18 protein-coding genes are annotated in these 19,982 nt (G+C 62.4%); 11 read left to right on the top strand and 7 right to left on the bottom strand.

Features of this window, described 5'->3' with window-relative positions:
• Positions 1-9 precede the first annotated feature (9 nt).
• The 4 genes from acnD to ACFPN2_RS03640 all read left to right on the top strand — a co-directional run bounded on the left by acnD (position 10) and on the right by ACFPN2_RS03640 (position 6,330).
• Positions 10-2,604 carry a Fe/S-dependent 2-methylisocitrate dehydratase AcnD gene (acnD, locus tag ACFPN2_RS03655; protein WP_380595072.1) on the top strand — a complete coding sequence of 865 codons (2,595 nt, stop codon included), beginning with the start codon at positions 10-12 and terminating at the stop codon, positions 2,602-2,604.
• 54 nt (positions 2,605-2,658) lie between these two features.
• A complete protein-coding gene (gene prpF / locus ACFPN2_RS03650; protein ID WP_380595070.1) occupies positions 2,659-3,849 on the top strand; it encodes a 2-methylaconitate cis-trans isomerase PrpF in 1,191 nt (396 codons plus the stop codon).
• A gap of 170 nt (positions 3,850-4,019) precedes the next feature.
• Positions 4,020-4,919, top strand: a complete 900-nt coding sequence (locus ACFPN2_RS03645; protein WP_380595068.1) for a flagellin N-terminal helical domain-containing protein — start codon at positions 4,020-4,022, stop codon at positions 4,917-4,919.
• 130 nt (positions 4,920-5,049) lie between these two features.
• Positions 5,050-6,330, top strand: coding sequence for a hypothetical protein (locus tag ACFPN2_RS03640; protein ID WP_380595066.1), 1,281 nt, complete (start codon positions 5,050-5,052; stop codon positions 6,328-6,330).
• Here the strand turns inward: ACFPN2_RS03640 and flhA are convergent.
• Genes flhA through ACFPN2_RS03605 form a run of 7 tightly spaced genes read right to left on the bottom strand, consistent with a single transcriptional unit; the run spans position 6,311 to position 12,654 of the window.
• Positions 6,311-8,413: a flagellar biosynthesis protein FlhA gene (gene flhA, locus ACFPN2_RS03635; RefSeq protein ID WP_380595064.1), complete on the bottom strand. Its 2,103-nt coding sequence runs from the start codon at positions 8,411-8,413 to the stop codon at positions 6,311-6,313. The two genes, ACFPN2_RS03640 and flhA, sit on opposite strands and share 20 nt — an antisense overlap.
• Positions 8,414-8,419: 6 nt before the next feature.
• Entirely contained in the window at positions 8,420-9,544 is a 1,125-nt protein-coding gene (locus ACFPN2_RS03630) for an EscU/YscU/HrcU family type III secretion system export apparatus switch protein (protein ID WP_380595062.1), read from the bottom strand.
• Between the two features lie 4 nt (positions 9,545-9,548).
• Positions 9,549-10,319 (bottom strand): flagellar biosynthetic protein FliR, encoded by a 771-nt coding sequence (fliR, locus tag ACFPN2_RS03625; RefSeq protein WP_380595060.1) that lies wholly within the window; start codon positions 10,317-10,319, stop codon positions 9,549-9,551.
• A gap of 11 nt (positions 10,320-10,330) precedes the next feature.
• Entirely contained in the window at positions 10,331-10,603 is a 273-nt protein-coding gene (fliQ, locus tag ACFPN2_RS03620) for a flagellar biosynthesis protein FliQ (RefSeq protein WP_129779088.1), read from the bottom strand.
• Between the two features lie 15 nt (positions 10,604-10,618).
• Positions 10,619-11,395 (bottom strand): flagellar type III secretion system pore protein FliP, encoded by a 777-nt coding sequence (gene fliP / locus ACFPN2_RS03615; protein WP_380595058.1) that lies wholly within the window; start codon positions 11,393-11,395, stop codon positions 10,619-10,621.
• Positions 11,392-11,766 (bottom strand): FliM/FliN family flagellar motor switch protein, encoded by a 375-nt coding sequence (locus tag ACFPN2_RS03610; RefSeq protein WP_380595056.1) that lies wholly within the window; start codon positions 11,764-11,766, stop codon positions 11,392-11,394. The genes fliP and ACFPN2_RS03610 overlap by 4 nt, the downstream gene beginning before the upstream one ends.
• Before the next feature lie 9 nt (positions 11,767-11,775).
• Entirely contained in the window at positions 11,776-12,654 is an 879-nt protein-coding gene (locus tag ACFPN2_RS03605) for a FliM/FliN family flagellar motor switch protein (protein WP_380595053.1), read from the bottom strand.
• 399 nt (positions 12,655-13,053) lie between these two features.
• Between ACFPN2_RS03605 and ACFPN2_RS03600 the strand changes: the two genes are divergently transcribed.
• The 7 genes from ACFPN2_RS03600 (at position 13,054) to fliD (ending at position 19,980) form a co-directional block, all read left to right on the top strand.
• Positions 13,054-13,410, top strand: a complete 357-nt coding sequence (locus ACFPN2_RS03600; RefSeq protein WP_380595051.1) for a flagellar hook-basal body complex protein FliE — start codon at positions 13,054-13,056, stop codon at positions 13,408-13,410.
• Positions 13,411-13,480: 70 nt separating this feature from the next.
• Positions 13,481-15,115, top strand: coding sequence for a flagellar basal-body MS-ring/collar protein FliF (gene fliF, locus ACFPN2_RS03595; protein WP_380595049.1), 1,635 nt, complete (start codon positions 13,481-13,483; stop codon positions 15,113-15,115).
• Positions 15,099-16,118, top strand: a complete 1,020-nt coding sequence (locus tag ACFPN2_RS03590) for a flagellar motor switch protein FliG (protein WP_380595047.1) — start codon at positions 15,099-15,101, stop codon at positions 16,116-16,118. The genes fliF and ACFPN2_RS03590 overlap by 17 nt, the downstream gene beginning before the upstream one ends.
• The gene (gene fliH / locus ACFPN2_RS03585; protein ID WP_380595045.1) at positions 16,115-16,813 is read left to right on the top strand and encodes a flagellar assembly protein FliH; all 699 of its coding nucleotides are present in this window, start codon (positions 16,115-16,117) and stop codon (positions 16,811-16,813) included. Before ACFPN2_RS03590 ends, fliH begins: the two co-directional genes overlap by 4 nt.
• Entirely contained in the window at positions 16,810-18,120 is a 1,311-nt protein-coding gene (gene fliI / locus ACFPN2_RS03580) for a flagellar protein export ATPase FliI (protein WP_380595043.1), read from the top strand. Before fliH ends, fliI begins: the two co-directional genes overlap by 4 nt.
• Positions 18,117-18,545, top strand: coding sequence for a flagellar FliJ family protein (locus tag ACFPN2_RS03575; RefSeq protein WP_380595041.1), 429 nt, complete (start codon positions 18,117-18,119; stop codon positions 18,543-18,545). Before fliI ends, ACFPN2_RS03575 begins: the two co-directional genes overlap by 4 nt.
• A gap of 82 nt (positions 18,546-18,627) precedes the next feature.
• Positions 18,628-19,980: a flagellar filament capping protein FliD gene (fliD, locus tag ACFPN2_RS03570; protein WP_380595039.1), complete on the top strand. Its 1,353-nt coding sequence runs from the start codon at positions 18,628-18,630 to the stop codon at positions 19,978-19,980.
• Positions 19,981-19,982: the final 2 nt, after the last annotated feature.

The raw sequence follows: 19,982 nt of genomic DNA, 5'->3' as shown, positions 1-19,982 counted from the left end.
CAAAGGTTTATGAATACAGCTCATCGCAAACGTCTGCCGGGAACCCAGCTGGATTACTTCGACGCGCGTGAAGCCGTCGATGCGATCAAGCCGCATGCTTACGCCAAGTTGCCGTACACCTCACGGGTGCACGCCGAGAACCTGGTGCGTCGCTGCGATCCAGCGACGCTCACCGCGTCGTTGAAGCAGCTCATCGAGCGCAAGCGGGATCTGGACTTCCCGTGGTTCCCGGCCCGCGTCGTGTGTCACGACATCCTGGGGCAGACGGCGCTGGTCGACCTGGCCGGTTTGCGTGACGCCATCGCCGACAAGGGCGGCGATCCCGCGCAGATCAATCCGGTCGTGCCGACGCAGCTGATCGTCGATCACTCGCTGGCGGTCGAATACGGGGGCTACGACAAGGATGCGTTTGCGAAGAACCGGGCGGTGGAAGATCGTCGCAACGACGATCGTTTCCATTTCATCAACTGGACCAAGCTGGCGTTTCAGAACGTGGATGTGATTCCGCCGGGCAACGGCATCATGCACCAGATCAATCTGGAGCGGATGTCGCCGGTGATTCATGCGGTGGACGGCGTGGCTTTCCCGGACACGCTGGTCGGCACCGACAGTCACACTCCGCACGTCGACGCTCTTGGCGTGATCGCCATCGGCGTCGGCGGTCTGGAAGCGGAGAGCGTGATGCTCGGTCGCGCGTCCTGGATGCGCTTGCCGGACATCGTCGGCGTCGAGCTGACGGGCAAGCCTCAGCCGGGCATCACCGCGACCGACGTGGTGCTCGCGCTGACGGAGTATCTGCGTAAAGAGAAGGTCGTCGGTGCGTATATCGAGTTCTACGGCGAAGGTGCTTCGGCGCTGACGCTGGGCGATCGCGCCACCATTTCCAACATGACGCCGGAGTTCGGCGCCACGGCGGCGATGTTCTTCATCGACCAGCAGACCATCGACTATCTCAAGCTCACTGGCCGCAGCGACGAGCAGGTGAAGCTGGTCGAGAACTACGCAAAGTTGACCGGTCTGTGGGCGGACAGCCTGACGACTGCCGAGTACGAGCGCACGCTCAAGTTCGATCTGTCTTCGGTCGTTCGTAACATGGCGGGTCCTTCGAACCCGCACAAGCGCCTGCCGGTCGCTGAGCTGGCCAAGCGCGGCATCGCTGGCAAGTGGGAAGAAGTCCCCGGCCAGATGCCCGACGGCGCGGTGATCATCGCAGCGATCACGAGCTGCACGAACACCAGCAATCCGCGTAACGTCATCGCTGCGGGCCTGCTCGCGCGTAACGCAAACGCTCGCGGCCTCACTCGCAAGCCGTGGGTGAAGTCTTCGCTCGCGCCGGGATCGAAGGCAGTGCAGTTGTATCTGGAAGAGGCGAAGCTGCTGCCCGATCTGGAAAGCCTGGGCTTCGGCATCGTCGCGTTTGCCTGCACGACCTGCAACGGCATGTCCGGCGCGCTGGATCCGAAGATCCAGCAGGAAATCATCGATCGCGATCTGTATGCGACGGCGGTGCTCTCCGGCAATCGTAACTTCGACGGTCGTATCCATCCGTATGCGAAGCAGGCGTTCCTTGCCTCGCCGCCGTTGGTGGTTGCTTACGCTATCGCGGGCACTATTCGTTTCGATATCGAGAAAGACGTGCTGGGTCACGACAAGAGTGGCAAGCCGGTTTACCTGAAGGACATTTGGCCGAGCGATGCGGAGATCGACGCCATCGTCGCCAAGAGCGTCAAGCCCGAGCACTTCCGCACGGTGTACGAGCCGATGTTTGCGCCGAGCGCGGCGAGCGCTGTGAAGATCGATCCGCTGTACAAGTGGCGGCCGCAGAGCACTTACATTCGCCGTCCGCCGTATTGGGAAGGCGCGCTCGCGGGTGAGCGCACGTTGAAAGGCATGCGTCCGTTGGCGGTGCTGCCAGATAACATCACGACCGATCATTTGTCGCCGTCCAACGCGATTCTGCTGGACAGCGCCGCGGGTGAATATCTCGCGAAGATGGGCTTGCCGGAGGAAGACTTCAATTCCTACGCGACCCATCGTGGCGATCATCTGACCGCGCAGCGTGCGACGTTTGCGAATCCGCAGCTGGTCAATGAAATGGCTGTCGTGGATGGCCAGGTCAAGAAAGGTTCGCTCACGCGTATCGAGCCGGAAGGTAAGGTCACGCGTATGTGGGAAGCGATTGAGACCTACATGGATCGCAAACAGCCGCTGATCATCATCGCGGGTGCTGACTACGGTCAGGGCTCGTCGCGTGACTGGGCGGCGAAGGGTGTGCGTCTCGCGGGTGTGGAAGCCATCGTTGCCGAAGGCTTCGAGCGCATTCATCGCACCAACCTGATCGGCATGGGCGTGCTGCCGCTGGAATTCAAGCCGGGCGTGAATCGCAAGACGTTCAACATCGACGGCACCGAGACCTATGACGTCATCGGCGAGCGCAAGCCGCGTGCGGATCTGACATTGGTGATCCATCGCCGCAACGGCGAGCGCGTCGATGTCCCGGTGACGTGCCGACTGGATACTGCCGAAGAAGTATCCATCTATGAGGCCGGCGGGGTCCTGCAAAGATTCGCGCAGGACTTCTTGGAGTCATCGAAGGTGGCATAGCGCCGCCTTCGGTAATGCATACGAGCGTCACGAAATAGAGTAAGCGCTGACATCATGGCCAACGCACCTCAGATCAAAATCCCCGCCACCTACATGCGTGGCGGTACCAGCAAGGGCGTGTTCTTCCGTTTGCAGGACCTGCCGGCGGCGGCTCAGTTGCCGGGGCCGGCGCGGGATGCGTTGCTCCAGCGCGTGATCGGCAGCCCCGATCCGTATGGCAAGCAGATCGATGGTATGGGCGGCGCGACTTCCAGCACCAGCAAGACCGTGATCGTCTCGAAGAGCACGAACGCGGATCACGACATCGATTATTTGTTCGGCCAGGTGTCCATCGACAAACCGTTCGTCGATTGGAGCGGTAACTGCGGCAACTTGTCCGCCGCGGTCGGGCCGTTCGCCATCAGCAACGGATTGATCGATCCGAGCCGTATTCCCAAGAACGGCACGGTGACGATTCGTGTCTGGCAGGCGAACATCGGCAAGATCATCGTCGCGCACGTGCCGATCACCGACGGCGCCGTGCAGGAGACCGGCGATTTCGAACTGGACGGCGTGACGTTCCCGGCCGCTGAAGTGCAGCTGGAGTTCATCAACCCGGCCGCCGATGAAGAAGGCGCGGGCGGCGCGATGTTTCCTACCGGCAATCTGGTCGATGACCTTGAGGTGCCGGGCGTCGGCACGCTCAAAGTCACGATGATCAATGCCGGCATTCCCACCATCTTTGTGAATGCCGATGCCATCGGCTACACCGGCATCGAGCTGCAGGAAGCGATCAACAGCGATGGCAAGGCGCTCGCGATGTTTGAAAACATTCGTGCGCACGGTGCGATCCGCATGGGCCTCATCAAGACGCTGGAAGAAGCCGCGAAGCGTCAGCACACGCCGAAGGTGGCGTTCGTCGCGCCTCCGAAGAGTTATGTGTCTTCCAGCGGCAAGCACGTGCAGGCGGGCGATGTCGATTTGCTGGTGCGCGCGTTGTCGATGGGCAAGCTGCATCACGCGATGATGGGCACGGCTGCTGTGGCCATCGGCACAGCGGCGGCGATCCCAGGCACGCTGGTGAATCTCGCGGCGGGTGGGGGAGAGCGGAACACGGTTCGCTTCGGTCACCCGTCCGGCACGCTGCGGGTGGGCGCCGAGGCCGGCAAGGTCGACGGCGAATGGACGGTCACGAAGGCCATCATGAGCCGCAGCGCCCGCGTACTCATGGAAGGTTGGGTGCGCATCCCGGGCGACGCATTCTAACAATATGTATGGCGCGGCCTTCGGGCCGCTCCAACTGTGACACCCGTCACAAAAATTCTTGCGGTGTCGCCATTTAAGAACTCCGGACGGTTCGCCGCCTTCAAGGTCTGAGAGCGCGAGGAACCGAACGGTTGTCGCGCTCAACACGACAACCACCAGGAGTTTCAGACATGCTTTCTCTTCACACTAACGCCGCGGCTCTGTCCTCGCAGAACTCGGTCGGCAGCACCCAGAAGTCCCTGACCACTTCTTTGACCCGCCTCGGCACCGGCTTCCGCGTCAACAGCGCGATGGACGACGCCGCCGGCTTGCAGATCGCTACCCGTCTCGATGCGCAGACCCGCGGCATGGCCGTCGCTCAGCGCAACACGCAGAACGGCATCTCCATGATGCAGACCGCCGAAGGCGCGTTCTCCGAGCTGACCAACGTGCTGCTGCGTATGAAAGACCTCGCGACCGAAGCGTTCAACGCCTCTTCGACGGCGGACGACAAGGACGCCCTGCAGGCTGAATACGACGCGCTGGGCTCTGAAGTTGCGAACATCATCAAGAGCACCGCGTTCGGCGGCCAGAACCTGTTCAGCACCGACGGTACGGCTGTGCCGGCCGCGGGTGCCGCTGCTGGTCTGCTCGGTACCGCTGGCGGTATCACGTTCCAGATCGGCGCCACCGCGAACGAGACGATGGTGGTCGACACTGAAACGGGTCTGCAGGATCTGGCGAGCGCGCTGGACGCAGTGAGCGGCAACTACGCTGCTGCCGCTCCGGCCGTGGGCACGGAACTGACGGGTGGTACCAATGCCATCATCGGTGACATCAACGACGCGATCGACGCTGTCGGCGTGGTGCGTGCGCAGCTCGGTGCTGCTTCGAACCGCCTCGACCACGTGTACAACAACCTGGGCAACATGATGACCAACACGACCGCTTCGAAGGGTCGCATCATGGACGTGGACTATGCCTCGGAAACGTCGAACTCGACCAGCAAGCAGCTGCTGTTGCAGGCTGGTACGTCGGCCCTCAAGCAGAGCAGCAGCTTGTCGCAGCTGGTCATGTCTCTGATGCAGTAATAAGTGAGCCGCCGCGGTCCTGATGGCGCGGCACTCACGATACTGGTTCACGCAGAACTGGGGGAGCCAACCCTGCAAACGGTTGGCTCCTTTTGTTTATAACAGGGCGACATAAGACCCCGGGGATGACATGGCAGTGGTGGATAGAGTCGCCGCAATAGTTCAGCCGCGCATCGCGCAACAGCGCGCCGGCGAACGCAGAACGCTGCCCACGCCCGGCGAGAATTTGTTACTGACGCTGGCCGACGTTGCCGGCGACGACCTGCTCGTGACCATGGCCAACGGCACCGAGCTGCGATTGGTGGGATTGAATCGCCTGACCGAGGGATTGCGACGTGGCGATACCCTGACGATGCAGGTGCTCGCGACCGAGCCGCATCTGGAGCTGGGATTCCGCGAATCGCCCAGTCCGAATTCAACCTCGAGCGCGAACACCTCCAGCGGCAACTCCGCGCCGCCGCTGGCTCAATACAGAGCCATGCAGTTGGACCAAGCCGTGCTGAAGCAGATCGCCTGGCAATTGCCCGATCCAGCCGCACTGGCGACAGCGTGGCGCTTGCTCGCCCAAGAGCACTGGACGCGACCCCCAGCAGAGCAATGGGCACATGCGACCGGAGCGTATTGGGCACGGCCCGCAGGAGAGCCAGGACCCAGCCCGGCAGGCGAACAGACTCGTACGACAGGGGAGTCGGGGCCACGCCCCGCAGGCGATCCATGGACACGATCGAGCGGAGAGCAGGGACCGCGCCCGGCAGGCGATCATTGGACGCGACCGCCAGGAGAGCAAGGGACACGCCAGGCGGGCGAGCAATGGGCGCGTGCGACAGGAGAACAGTGGGCTCGTGCGGCGGATTTCACTGGCGCTGACTCGGCGGCGGCGCGGGCGGGCACAGCCGCGCTATTTCGTGAGCCGGCCTTCATGGCGAATCCCACGACGCAAGACCGGTGGGTGCTGCCGGTCTACGCGTGGGCGGGAATGCAGTTGATGTTACGTCTGGTCGTTGCGATCGATCGGGCGCGCCGCAAGCCGCAGCGTAAGGGCTTGCCGTTGGCGTTGCAGCTCGGCCTGTCGCCCCCGTCGATGGGCGGCATCGTGCTGCATCTTCAATCCTCGGGTGAGGATGTGGAATTGTTGGTCGCCTGCGAGCAGCGTCCGAGCTTGCTCGCGATTCAACAGGCGTTGCCGAGCATCGCTTCGGCATTGAGCCGGGCAGGGCTGCGACTGCGACGGGCGCAGGTCACTCAGGGCAACGCCTTGCTGAGCGTGGTGAATGAGAACACATCGAGCATGCTGCCACAGCATCTCGATGTCGAGTTGCCGTCGTCGTCGCTGTTTCGATCCGCGGCCGAAGCCGCGATCGTGATCCTGCAGCTACGACCCAGAGCAGAGCTTAACCAAGCGACCCGATGATGCTGATGTCCCTGTGCTCCGGAATCTCGTTGTACGAAAGCACCGAAAGTCCCGGCGCAAACAACCTCGCGTATCTCGCGAGCAGCGGACGAATCTGTGGCATCACCAGCAACAGCGGCGGGACGCCTTGCTGCTTCATCTGCTCGCGCATGACCGGCATGTTGGTCTGCAGTTGCGACAACAGATTCGGATCGACGGGGTAGTTGTCCAGAGCGACCTTGCCGGACTGAGTCGCTTGATTGAGCGAGCCGAGCAACATGTTTTCCAGCTCGCCGGTCAGGTTGAATGCTCTCATCTGCGGCGACTTGCCCAGGATCGAGCTCACGATCTGCCGGCGCAGGGCACAGCGCACCTCGGCGGCGAGCAGAATCGGATCCTTGGTGGTCTCGGCGCTTTCCAGCAGTGTCGTGGCGATGGGCACGATGTCCTTCAACGACACGTTCTCGGCCAGCAACAGTCGGAATACTTTCAACAGCTGACTGTGGGTGAGCGCCTTCTCGACCGCGGCCGAGAGCTTGGGAGACATCGCCGCCAGTCGTTCGAGCAGGGCAGGCACGTCCTCGTGACGAATCACTTCCGACAAGTGCTCGCGAACCAGCTTGGAAACATGCGTGGCGATCACGCTGGCGCTATCGACGACTTGATAGCCGAGGCCCAGCGCATTGGCGCGCTCCGACGCTGCGATCCAGATCACCGGCATGCCATACGCCGGCTCGACGCCGGGGACGCCATCGATGGGGCCGTACACCTGCGCCGACGCAATGGCCATCAGCTTGTCGGGTTGAATCTCAGCCTCGGCGATCACGCTGCCATTCAACAGCACGGAATATTGAGTCGGCGGCAATGTGAGATCGTCACGCACGCCAATCGGCGGCAGCAACAGGCCCATCGACTCGCTCATCTGTTGACGAATGCCTTTGAGACGGCCGTCGAGCGGCGCGCCTTGACCGCGATCGATCAGATTCACGAGCTTGTAGCCGACACTGACGGCGAGCGGCTCGACGAACGGCAGGCTGCGCCAATCCAGTTCCGGTGCCGGCTGCGCAAGGATCGCAGCTTCGGCCGCTGCATTCGTATCGGGCTTCTCTTGCGCATGTTTGGTCATGCGCCACGCGGCAAATGCCAGCACGGCAGCGAACGACAGGAACGTCAGCCAAGGCATGCCGGGGATCAAGCCCAGCACCAACATCATGGCGGCCGCGCCCCACAACACGCTCGGCGACGCGAGCATCTGCGAGCCGACCTGCTGCTCGAAATCGCCCGAGTCGCTGATACGAGTGACGATGATGGCCGCCGCGGCGGACAGCAACAGCGCCGGAATCTGCGCGACCAGGCCGTCACCGATGGTGAGCAGGGCGTACAGCTTGAACGCTTCGCCGAACGACAGGTCGTGCATCAGCGAGCCGATCAGCACGCCGCCGATCATGTTGATCAGCAGGATCAGGATGCCGGCGATGGCGTCGCCGCGCACGAACTTCGACGCACCGTCCATCGCGCCGTAGAAGTCCGCTTCCATCGCGACTTCACGACGGCGCTGCTGCGCCTTCTCTTGATTGATCAGGCCGGCGTTCAGATCGGCGTCGATGGCCATCTGCTTGCCGGGCAACGCGTCCAGGGTGAAGCGCGCCGACACTTCCGAGATGCGCTCCGCGCCCTTGGTCACGACCGCGAAGTTGATGATCATCAAGATGACGAACACCACCAGGCCGACGACGAAGTTGCCGCCGATCACCACATGACCGAACGCTTCGATGACGCTACCGGCGGCGTGCGTGCCTTCATGACCGTGCAACAACACGACGCGCGTCGAGGCGACGTTCAGCGCCAGTCGCATCAAGGTCGTGGCGAGAATGATGGTCGGGAAGATCGAGAAGTCCAGCGGCCGACGGCTGGTGACGCTGACCAGCACCACGATCAAAGCCAGCACGATGTTGAACGTGAATAGCACGTCCAGCAGCAGCGGCGGCAGCGGCAAGATGATCATTGCCAGCAGAGCCATCAGGAAGATGGGCACGGCCGCGCGATGCTGCCGCAGCGAGTGGACGGCGCGACTCAGGAAATTGTCAGGCGGTGGCGCGCTCATGCACGGCTACCCTTCGAAACGTGGAAATGAAAGATCGCTGGGCAGCGTCGGCAACACGTTGCGACGGCCCTTGCGGAAAGCTTGGATCTGCAGCACATACGCCAGCACGCTGGCGACCGCTTCGTACAACGCCGCCGGAATCTGCTGATTCACCTGGCTGGTGTTGTAAACGGCGCGGGCCAGCGGCGGCAGCGTCACGACTTCGACGTCGTGCTCGATGGCCACGGCTTTGATGAACAGCGCCATCTCGTCGACGCCCTTGGCGATGACGAACGGCGCTTGCGCACGCTTCTCGTCGTATTTCACGGCGACGGCGTAGTGCTCGGGGTTCACGATGACCACATCGGCGGTCGGCACGGCTTTGCGAACCGCGCCGCGCGACATCTTCTGTTGAATCTGTCGGATGCGCTGTTTGATTTCGGGCCGGCCTTCGCTGGTCTTGTGCTCTTCCTTGACTTCGCGCTTGGTCATGCGCTGCTCGCGCAAGAACACGAAGGTCTGCACCGGCAGGTCGATGAGGGCGAACACGACAAACACCGCGCACAGCGCCATGACACCGCCGAGCATCAGATCGGCGCCACCCTTGATCGCATCGGGCAGCGGGCGGGTCTGCAGCTGCAAGTAATCGACGACGCTGCCACGAGCCACCCACCACAACACCGCAATCAGCACCGTGGCTTTGACCATGGACGTCAGCGTCTCGATCATGTGGCGCTGGCCGAACATGCGCTTGAAATAGGAGAGGGGATTGAGCTTGTCGAGCTTCGGCTTCATCGGCTCCAGGCTCATCACCCAGCCGCCCGGGAACAGCGAGCCGATGCCCACCAGCAACGGAATGACCAGCAGCGGCAGCACCATCTTGAACAGCAGCACCATGCTGGCGGAGAACAGCGTGGAGTTCGCGTTCTCCAGATCGCCGGCCTGCGGCATGGGCACGAAGCTACGCGCGAACAGCTCGCGGAAGTCCTGCAGATAGCCGGGGAGCAGAAACACGATCAGCTGCAGACACAGAAAGATGCCGAGCGCCGTGGTCCAGTCGCGCGAGCGCGCAACCTGACCTTGCTCTCGGGATTTGCGCAGCTTTTGGGCTGATGCTTTTTCGCTCTTATCGTCTTGCGAGGTTTCTGACATGGCGTCACCCCGTCTTCAGGCGCAGCAGCTCGAGCACTTGCTGCGTCAGTCGCAAATAATGGCCGGGCACCACTCGCGCCAGATAGCCCAGCATGAACAGCCCGAACATGATGATGGCCGAGAAGCCGAGCGAGTACAGATTCAGCGCCGGCGCGATGCGGTTCAACAAGCCGAAGCCCATTTGCACCACCAGCGTCGAGAACACGATGGGGATGGCGAGCAACAACGCGGCTGAGAAAACCCAGGCGACGTTGTACGCGATATCGCGCAGTGTGTTGATGTCGAGCGGTCCGCCGACCGGCCAGGTGTGGAAGCTCGCGCCGATGACCTGCGCGATCACCAGATGACCGTCGATGCTGAAGAACACGAGCACGCTCAGCAGATAAAGCATGGTGGCGATCACATCCGATGACGTGCCAGTCATTGGATCGTTCATGACGGCCATGGACAGGCCCATCTGTGAGGACACCACGAAGCCCAGCATCTGCATCACCGCCATCGTGAGATGAAAGGCGAGGCCGAGGCCGAAACCGATCAGCGCCTGGTTCGCGGACAGGACGATGGCTTGCAGCGACATCGGGTCGATCGGCGTCGCCGGCTGGGCCACGGGAATAAAAATCACCGCGAGCACCACTGACAGCAGGACGCGCACGGTGATGGGCACCATGTTCTCGCCGATGATGGGCGCCGCGTTGAGCATGCCCAGCACGCGGCAGAATGGCCACCACACCGCGCTGAGCAGATTCGGCAGTTGTTGGAGCAGCACCGCTTCCATGGTGTGTCGTCTCAGCCGCCCGCCAACTGCGCGGCGCCTCTGAACACGGCGACACAGAAGTCCATGAGTTGCGCCGCCATCCAGTGACCGGTCAAAGCAATGGCCAGCAACGTCACCAGCAAGCGGGGCAGGAAGCTCAGCGTCTGCTCGTTGATCTGGGTCGCGGCTTGAAACAAACCGATCACCAGACCCACCAGCATGCCGGGCACGACCAGCACGCTGACCAACAGCATCGTCAGTCGGAGCGCGGAGGCGACCAGGTCGGCGGCGATATCGGCATTCATCTGCGGTTCGCCTCGCTAATACGCCTGAATACTGCCGACCAGTGTCTGCACCGTCAGCGTCCAGCCATCCACCAGCACGAACAGCAGCAGCTTCAAAGGCAGCGAGATGACTAGTGGCGACAGCATCATCATGCCCATCGCCATGAGCACCGAGGACACGACCAGGTCGATGATCAGGAACGGCACGAACAGCATGCAGCCGATCTGGAACGCGGTCTTCAGCTCGCTCAGCACGAATGCGGACAGCTTCACCAGGAAGCCATGTTGTTTCGGATCGGTGATGTGCGCTTCGCCGGCGAGCTGCGCCATCTGAGTCAGCGCTCCTTTATGAGTCTGCGCCAGCATGAAGCGGGACAGCGGCTCTTCGGCATTCTTCAGCGCCTGTTGAAAAGAGATCTGCTCGTTGTCGAACGGCACCAGCGCTTCGTTGTAGATCTGCTCGCCGACCGGGCGCATGACCAGCAACGTCAGAATGAGCGCGACGCCGGTGATGATCCGGTTCGGCAGGCCCTGTTGCAGACCGAGCGCCTGACGCAACAACGCGAGGATGATCACGAAGCGCGTGAAGCAGGTCATCATCAACGCCAGAATGGGCAGCAGCCCAAGCAGCGTCATGATGATCAGGACTTGCGTCTTCACCGTGAACTCGGTGGTGTTGCCGTCGGCGCTGGTACCGATGATCTCGATAGGCGCCGCGCCCGCCACCGAACACAGGCCGAGCAGCACCGCGGCCGCTGCGATTACGCGCGACCACTTCCAGCGCAGGAGAGCCTGCGCTTGCGTAAAGATCATGGCGTCAGCGAATCCAGATCCAGATCGCTGAGCTCGACCACTTTGAGGCCGTAGTTCTCGCCGCTGACCACGACTTCGGCGCGGCCGATGACGGTGCCGTTGACCTTGATGATCAGCGGTTCGCCGGCGAGGGTGTCCAGCTCGATGACGCTGCTACGCTCGATATCGGCGAGATCCTGCAGCGACAGCTTGGCGGAGCCGACTTCGAGCGTCAGCGTCACCGGGATCCGGCGCATCATCGCGGCGAAGTTGCGCTTCGCCGGAGCGGGAGCGGGCGGGGCAGCCGTGGGCGCTTCGTCCTCGAGCACGTCTTCCAGATCAGCCAGCAAATTGTCGTCGGAAGGATTCGATGCGGTATTCACGGTGTTCAATCCCTGGGGTCAATCTACATCGGCTAATGAAGTGAGGCACAGCTTGCCGTGATGTTCGGCGACGCTGGCGGTGAAGAGGCGCGAGTCGCCGATCAGGACATCGGCATCTCCCACGCTGATCGGCAATACATCCCCCAGGCGTAGATCGAGCAGTGTCCCGAGCGACACTTCCTTCTCCAGCATCCGGGCCCGCAAAGTCAGCTGCAGACGGGCTGGAAACGGCTTCGTGGCCGTACGTTCTTTTCGCCGGTCGCGGCTGGGAGCGAGCGCCTGTAACAGGCGATTCATCCAGACCGCGGAAATCTTCAGCAGGATATGTCCGCTGACGTTCCAGCGGGTTTCGCTGAGCGTCAGTGTCATCAGCCACTCGCCGTCGCTCGCGCCTTGCAGGGCGGCTTCGGTAAACGTGACTGCGGCGGGTGTTTCCACCGGCTCGCGTTGCACGGATTCGATCCGTCGCACGGCGAGCTCGGAGAGTTGTTGACCCAACATGGTGCCGAGACGCTCTTCGGTCGCGGTCTCGGGCTCATCGGTGAGCGGCGTCGGAGGCGGCGCGCTGCTCTCGACCGGTGCACTGGATTCGGGCATCACCGAGCCGTAACGATAACGTAACAAACACAGCAGCAGCGGCCGCTCGATTGAGAAGTGAATACGTCCGTCATTCGCGCTGTAGCTCAACCAGCGTTGCGAGTCCGCCGGAGCCGCTACAAAGGAGATTGCATCGATTTGAAAGTTTGCTTTGTAACGACGATTGATGCGCGATCGTAAGAAATCGGCAACATCGTCCCGCAATTGGTTGGCGAAGCCGCCCAGCAAATGCACCGGACGACCCATCGTGCGCGGGTCGATGACTGTATGCGCGCGGACGGTGGGCTGTTTGTTTGTCATCGCATGTCGTCAAAAAAACTAACGAGCCTCTTATCGCGTGTGCGTTAGAAATTCTTTATGAGGCGAACCACTAAGTGCTGTTCTCTTGTGATTCACGTCACTAACTGAGCTCGCCGGCTTAATCGACAGTGCAGTCCGGCCGCTATGGGCCCGTTGCAGGCGCAATAGTGTCTGCGATTTGCGCCGCTGATGACGCGATCATGTTCGGCCTCAGTAGCCCGCTAAGGGTTGGTCGTAGATGAGTGTGCTCGAATGCGCTGAATTCACGAGGAAAAGTGTGCGTCGCGTAGCAAAAGGCCGGACGCGTCCTTAACTTGGGTCAAGCGCGCGTCGATGCTACGGACGGCTCAGCGCACTGCGGCGACTCTGAGCGACCCAGACGAGTCAAAGGATGAAGCGATGCCCGTAACGCAGTTTTCTCACAGTCCGATGGCGGCCGCGATCGAAGCGGTCCAATCGAGAATTACCGACGACGCCGCATCCCTTCGGCAATTCGCGCCATCGCCCGCTGTCGCGAGCGATCAAGCTCAACCCATCGCCGGCTTCGGCTCGTTCTTCGAGCGAGCCGTGCACAACGTCGATGCCCAGGATCGCGCCGCCGCCGACAAGATGGCTGCTGTCGATGCCGGTCGCAGCGACGATCTGGTCGGCGCCATGCTGGCCAGCCAACAGGCGAGTCTGTCCTTCTCCATGCTGATGCAGGCCCGAAACAAAGTGGTCGGGGCCATGGAAGATCTGATCAAGCTGCCGCTGTAGGCCCGACCCAGTGACGAACACGTTGAAATCGGCAGTGGCCAGGTTCTGGCCACGCAATGGTGCTGCGAGCGTGCCAAACGGCACTGCCAGCGCACCGGCCCCGTTCGAATTGTCCGCGTTGTTACGCGGCCTCGCGCCTCTGGTGTTGCTGGCGACGGTCATCACCGCCGTGGTGTTGATGTTCGCGTGGCGCGATCAGTCTTCATTCAAGCCTCTATTCGGTGCACGCGAGAAAGTCGCGGCCGCCGACATGATGACGGTGCTCGATGGCGCCGGCATCCCGTATCGCATTCATCCCGACACCGGTCAGGTGCTGGTGCCCGGCAATCGACTCGGCGAAGTGCGCATGCTGCTCGCATCGAAAGGTGTGGTCGCACAGCTGCCCGCCGGTCTCGAGCTCATGGATCGCAGCGATCCGCTCGGCGTCAGCCAGTTCGTGCAGGACGTGCGCTTCCGTCGCGGCCTCGAAGGCGAGCTCGCTCAGAGCATCATGACCATCGACGCCGTCGAGACGGCGCGGGTTCACATCGCGATCGCCAAGTCTTCGTCGTTCGTCGTCAACACCGCCGAGCCCAGCTCCGCGTCGGTGGTGCTCGGCCTGAAGGCGGGTCGCAAGCTGTCCAATGAGCAGATCGCCGCCATCGTGAAAATGGTCGCGAGCAGCGCCACCGGACTCGATCCCGCCAACGTCACTCTGGTCGATCAATCGGGCAACCTGTTGTCGTCGCGGGTGGATCTGGCGGAAGGCTTCGAGGCGCAGGTCAACGACGCCGCCGGTCACTATCGGGACGAGACTCTGCACAGCGCCGAGAATCTGCTCGCGCCTATCGTCGGCAACGACAATTTCAAGCTCAGCGTCACCGCCGATGTCGACAACGACAAGGTCCAGGAGACCCACGAGCAGTACGGCGATACGCCCAAAGTTACTAATGAATCGACGCGTGCCGAGAACGACACCGATCCGCTGGCGCTCGGCGTGCCGGGCTCGCTGAGCAATCGGCCCATCGATGTCGGCGCGGATACGCAAGCGGCGGGTCAGGAGAGCAGTACGCAGCGGAACGCCGCGACCCGCCAGTTCGCCTATGACCGTAGCGTCACGCAGATTCAGCGCAGTAAGGGCCGCCTGAAGAAACTGAGCGTCGCGGTTGTGCTCAACGACGCTGCCGCTCCGAGTGGCAATGCCTGGAGCGAAGCTCAGCTCGCGAACATCGACAAGATTCTTCGCAGCGGTCTCGGCATCGACACGGCTCGCGGCGACAGCCTGGTTGTTTCTTCGCTCGGCTTCCCGAAGCCGGCGGCTCCGCCGGTGTGGTGGCAGCAGCCTGAGCGCATGGTCGATATCGGTGTGTATGTGGCGTACGCCTTGGCTGCGTTGTTCGCCTATCTGCTCATCGCGCGTCCGCTGTTGCGCATGGCCAAGCAGCGCCTGGAATTGCCGGCGCCGACGGTGCAACAGATTGAAGCGACGCCGGTCCCGGCCGCGGCTCCTGCGGGCGCTGCTGTCGCGGCGGCCGCGCTGCCGACCCCGAATACGAGCAAGGGCCCGATCCCGGTCGGTCCGCTCCTGGAAGATTACGACCTGCCGCCTCCGGGCTCGCCGGTCGACGTGATGGTTGATCATCTGCGTGCGCTGGCGGCCAAGGAGCCGGAGCGTGTCGCCGAAGTCGTGAAGCAGTGGGTGCAGAAGAATGTCCGACGCGAGTAATGCAGTCGCTCAAGTGGCCGCGTCTCCGCTGGAGCAGGCCGCCATCGTGTTGCTGAGCATGGGCGAGGAGCCGGCCGCGGCCGTGCTTCGTTGCCTGTCTCGCGACGAGCTGCTGGAAGTGACGCAAGTGATGTCACGAATCAGCGGTATCAAAGTCGAAGCGGTGAAGAACTCGCTGCAACGTTTCTTCGATGAATACCGTCAGCAGAGCGGTGTGCACGGCGCGTCCCGCTCTTATCTGAAACGTTCGCTGGACCTGGCGCTCGGCTCGGACATTGCCGACAGTGTCTTGAACAGCATTTATGGCGATGCCATTCGTCCGAAGCTCGCGCGTTTGCAGTGGGCATCGCCGAAGTGGCTGGCCGAGCGCATCAGCCAGGAACACGTGCGCATGCAGACCGTGTTCCTCGCGTTCCTGCCGCCGGCACTCGCAGGTCAGGTCATCGGCGCATTGCCGGCCGGTACTCGCGATCTGGTGCTCGTGAACCTGGCACGCTTGAACGAAGTCGATCACGAGTTGCTGGTCGAGCTGGATGAATTGGTCGAGCGCTGCCTCGCGAGCCTGGGCTTGCAGAGCACGAGCGTGGAGGGTGTGCGTCAGGTGGCGGAGATTCTCAATCGCCTGCCGGACAACCGCGCCAAGATGGTCGAAGTGTTGCGCAGTCACGATGCCGAAGTGGTCGCCGAGATCGAGCGCAGCATGTACGACTTCTTCATTCTGTCGCGCCAGTCCGAAGCGACTCTGTTGCGAATCATGGAAGAAGTGCCGGTCGAGCAGTGGGCGATTGCGCTCAAGGGTGCCGAGCCCGCCGTTCGCGATTCCATCATCAGGGCGATGCCGCGTCGTCAGGCGCAGAGCTTCGAAGAAACCATGCGTCGCAGTGGTCCAGTCTCGCGCAGCCGAGTCGAGCAGGCGCGCGACGAGATCATGGCGCAGGTCAAAGCGCTGGCCGATGCCGGTGAGATCGAAGTGCAGCTGTTCGCCGAGGCGGTGTTGGAATGAGCCGCGTCTGGCGCTCACATCGATTCACTGCGCTGGCGCAGCTGGCGGACCCGAACGCCTGGGCCGGGCCGGGTGCGATGCCGTCGCAAGTCACATCGGCCATGCACGATGGCTATCAGCGCGGCATGGAGCGCGGCTATCGCGAAGGCCACGAGGCCGGCATGCGCTCGGGTATGGACACCGGTCGTGTCGAAGGTCGGGAAGAGGGCAAACAGCAGGGGCACGAAGCCGGCAAACAAGAAGCGTTGGCTCGCTTCGAGCGGATCTCGGCGCCCGTTACTGAAATGCTCGAGGCGTTGAAACATATGCAGGCCGACTATCAGACGGCCATGCGTAAGGAAGTGATCGATCTGGTCGCCAAAGTCGCGCACCAGGTGATTCGCAAAGAAATCCAGATGCAGCCCATGCAGCTGCTGGCCCTGGTCGACGAAGCGCTTTTGACGATGCCGCGCGTCGCCGCGGATGAGATTGCCGTCTACCTGAATCCGCAGGATCTCGAGCGCATCATCGAGCTCGATCCGGCGCAGGCGGAGCGTTGGAATTTGTGGGCCGACGACAAGCTGGAGCTCGGCGAGTGCCGCGTGAAGGCAGGCCATCGCGAGGCGGATGCCGGTTGCAGTCAGCGCCTGGCCGCGTGCATGGAACAGATCGAAGAACAGTTGTTGCCGCACCAGGATGAGCAGGTGGCTGCATGATCGGTGCCGCCTTACGGGGACTCGAGCTGGAGTCGGTGCCGATTGCGACACCGACCGGCCGCCTGGTCGGTGCGTCCGGACTGCTGCTGGAAAGCCGCGGCTGTCCGTTGAGCACGGGTCAGCGCTGCAGCGTCGAGACCGGTAACGGCGCTTGGATCGACGCGCAGGTCGTGGGCTTTCGCGAAGATGTTTCTTATCTGATGCCCTTCAAGCGACCGGAAGGGCTCGCCACCGGCGCACGCGTGTTGCCGCAGACAGATCGCGATGTTCTGCGCATTGGACCGTCGTGGCTGGGGCGCATCGTCAACGGCTTGGGAGAGCCCGTTGACGGTCGCGGTCGGTTGGGCGGCGAGCATGTGCTCGACATGCAGCCGCCGCGAGTCAATCCGCTCAAGAAGAAGCCGGTGAAGGAAGCGCTCGATGTGGGCGTGCGCGCGATCAACGGCATTCTCACACTTGGAAAAGGTCAACGCGTTGGCTTGATGGCGGGCAGCGGCGTCGGCAAGAGCGTGCTGCTCGGATTGATCACACGCCAGACCGTCGCCGACGTCGTCGTCGTGGGACTGATCGGCGAGCGCGGCCGCGAAGTGCGCGAGTTCATCGACCTGTCGCTTGGCGAAGCGGGCATGAAGCGCGCGATCGTCGTTGTCGCGCCGGCCGATGAATCGCCGCTGATGCGTTTGCGCGCCACTGAAATCTGCCACTCGATCGCTGCGCATTTTCGCGATCAAGGCAAAGACGTGCTGCTGCTCGTGGATTCATTGACTCGTTACGCGATGGCGCGCCGTGAAGTTGCACTGGCGCTCGGTGAGCCGCCTGCAACTCGCGGTTACCCGCCTTCAGTGTTCAGCCTGTTGCCGCAACTCGTCGAGACTGCTGGCAACGGCGAGCGCGAGGAGGGCAGCATGAGCGCCATCTATACCGTGCTTGCCGAAGGCGACGATCAACAGGATCCGGTCGTCGATACCGCGCGAGCCATTCTCGATGGACACATCGTATTGACCCGTCAGCTCGCCGAGCGCGGTCATTACCCTGCCATCGATATCTCACAATCCGTCAGCCGTTGTATGTCGCTGGTTGCAACTCAGCAGCATCAACGCGCCTCGCGTGCGCTGCTTGCGATGGTTGCAAAGCATGCGCAGGTTCGTGACTTGTTGCCGCTGGGCGCGTATGTGCCCGGCGCCGATCCAGCAACTGACAAGGCCGTCGAGCTGTATCCGAAGATTGAAGCCTTCCTGCATCAGGGCACGCGTGAAGCGGCGCCGCTGACGCAGACCATTTCGGCACTTGAAGGATTGATGGCATGAGCGAACGTCAGCGCTTGCGCAGTCTGGGTCGCCTGGTCGATCTGCAGAGTCGCGAGGTGGATCGGCTCAGTGCCGATGTCGCCGAGAAGCGCGCGACTCGCGAACGTTTTCTACGCAATCTGTCCACGCTGGAACAGCTGGCTCATGGCAGCGGTCCGACCGGCGGCTCGCCGGTGCTGGCCATGAATCGGGCGGGTTACAAACAGGCTATGTTAAGAATGGCGGCCAACCACCGGCTCGATTTGTCATTACACGAATCGGAGCTCGCCTTGTCACAGCGCGAGCTGGCCAACGCGGCCCGCCGTCACGAAGCGCTGGACCAGGTTCTGCAACGTGAGCACTCGAATGTGCGGCACGTCACAAAGGTGAAGGAGCAGAAACATCAGGACGAGCTGGCGTCGCAGGTCTGGTGGCGTAACAAGTAAAGACCCAGACGAAAATTTAATTTCCTCGCGGTTCCTGTCGCCTTTCAACGACTGATGGAGTCCGCTTCCGAGGAAGAACCAAATGGCCACACTCGATCCAGTCACTACAGCCACCCAGCTGGCAACGGCGTACACGCAGGCGACGCAGACCCGCCTGACGACTCAGACGCAGACCGCGCAGAAAGAGTCGACCGCGCTGAACACGCTGCGCTCGGCGCTGAGCGCGTTCGATACCGCGTTGTCGTCGCTGTCCTCGAGCAAGGGCTTGAAGCAGTTCAGCGCTTCTTTCAACAACTCCGGCATCGCCACCGCGACCACGTCGTCGACGGCGCAGGCCGGCAGCTATCAGTTCCATGTGGAGCAGCTCGCCACGGCGCACCAGGTCGTGTTCGAAGATCTGCCGGCGGTGCCGGTGGCGCTGGGCGGGCCGATCACGGTCCAGCTGCAAGACGGCAGCTCGTTCAATGTGAATCTGGTGGCCGCGGACTCCGATTCCAACGGCACGATCTCACAAGCCGAGATCGCCCGTGCCATCAACCAGGCCAACGATAACCAGGGCAAGGTCGTTGCCTCGGTGGTCACCAGCGGCGGTCAGACCCAGCTGTTGTTGAGCGCGGGCAAGACCGGCGAAGGCGGCGAGATCACCGTCAACGCGAGCAGCTTGCCGGCCGGCGCGTTGCAGGACGCGTTCAATGCGCCGCGCGAGCTCACTGCCGCTCAGGATGCGGTGGTGTGGCTGGGCGGTCAGGGCGGCGTCCGCATGCAGCAGGCGTCGAATACGTTCAACAGCATCGAAGGCGTGAGTCTGACCTTCACTCGCGCCATGACCGCGAGCGAGTCGCCGCTTACGTTGACTGTCAGTGACGACATGTCCGGCACTGCGGACAAGGTCGGAGAGTTCATCAAGGCGTACAACACGCTGCGCACCGCGCTCGATACGCTCACCAAGGCGGGCGGCGAAAATTCGACCGCTGGCGTGTTCGCTTCGGATGCGGGTATTCGCTCGCTGGGCAGCAAGCTCAACAGCCTGCTGCGCACCGAATACAGCGGCATCAGCCTGACCGAGCTGGGCGTGAAAGCCGATCGCAACGGCCAGTTGTCGCTCGACAAGACACGCCTCGAAAAAGCTTTGCAAGCCGATCCGGCCGCGCTCGACAAGGTGTTCGGCAAAGCCAGCCTGTCCGCGCCCACCGGCTTGTTGGGCGGCATGAGCAAATATCTGGATCAGTGGCTCACCAGCGGCAGCGGTCAGATCGCCAGTCGCCAGAACAGCATTCAGATCCTGCAAAAGAATCTCACGACGCGTCAGACGCGTCTCGATGCCCAGTACAACAGCGCCTATCAGCGCTATCTGCAGCAGTTCACGCAACTGGCGACGCTGCAGGCGCAGATGGAGCAGACGTCGGGCCTGTTCGCGCAGGTGAGCACCGGCTAAGT

This window comes from Steroidobacter flavus (assembly GCF_042651805.1).
GTDB classification, from domain to species: domain Bacteria; phylum Pseudomonadota; class Gammaproteobacteria; order Steroidobacterales; family Steroidobacteraceae; genus Steroidobacter; species Steroidobacter flavus.
Note: the sequence above shows the minus strand (reverse complement) of the source record. Positions and strands in the feature narration are given on the sequence as shown.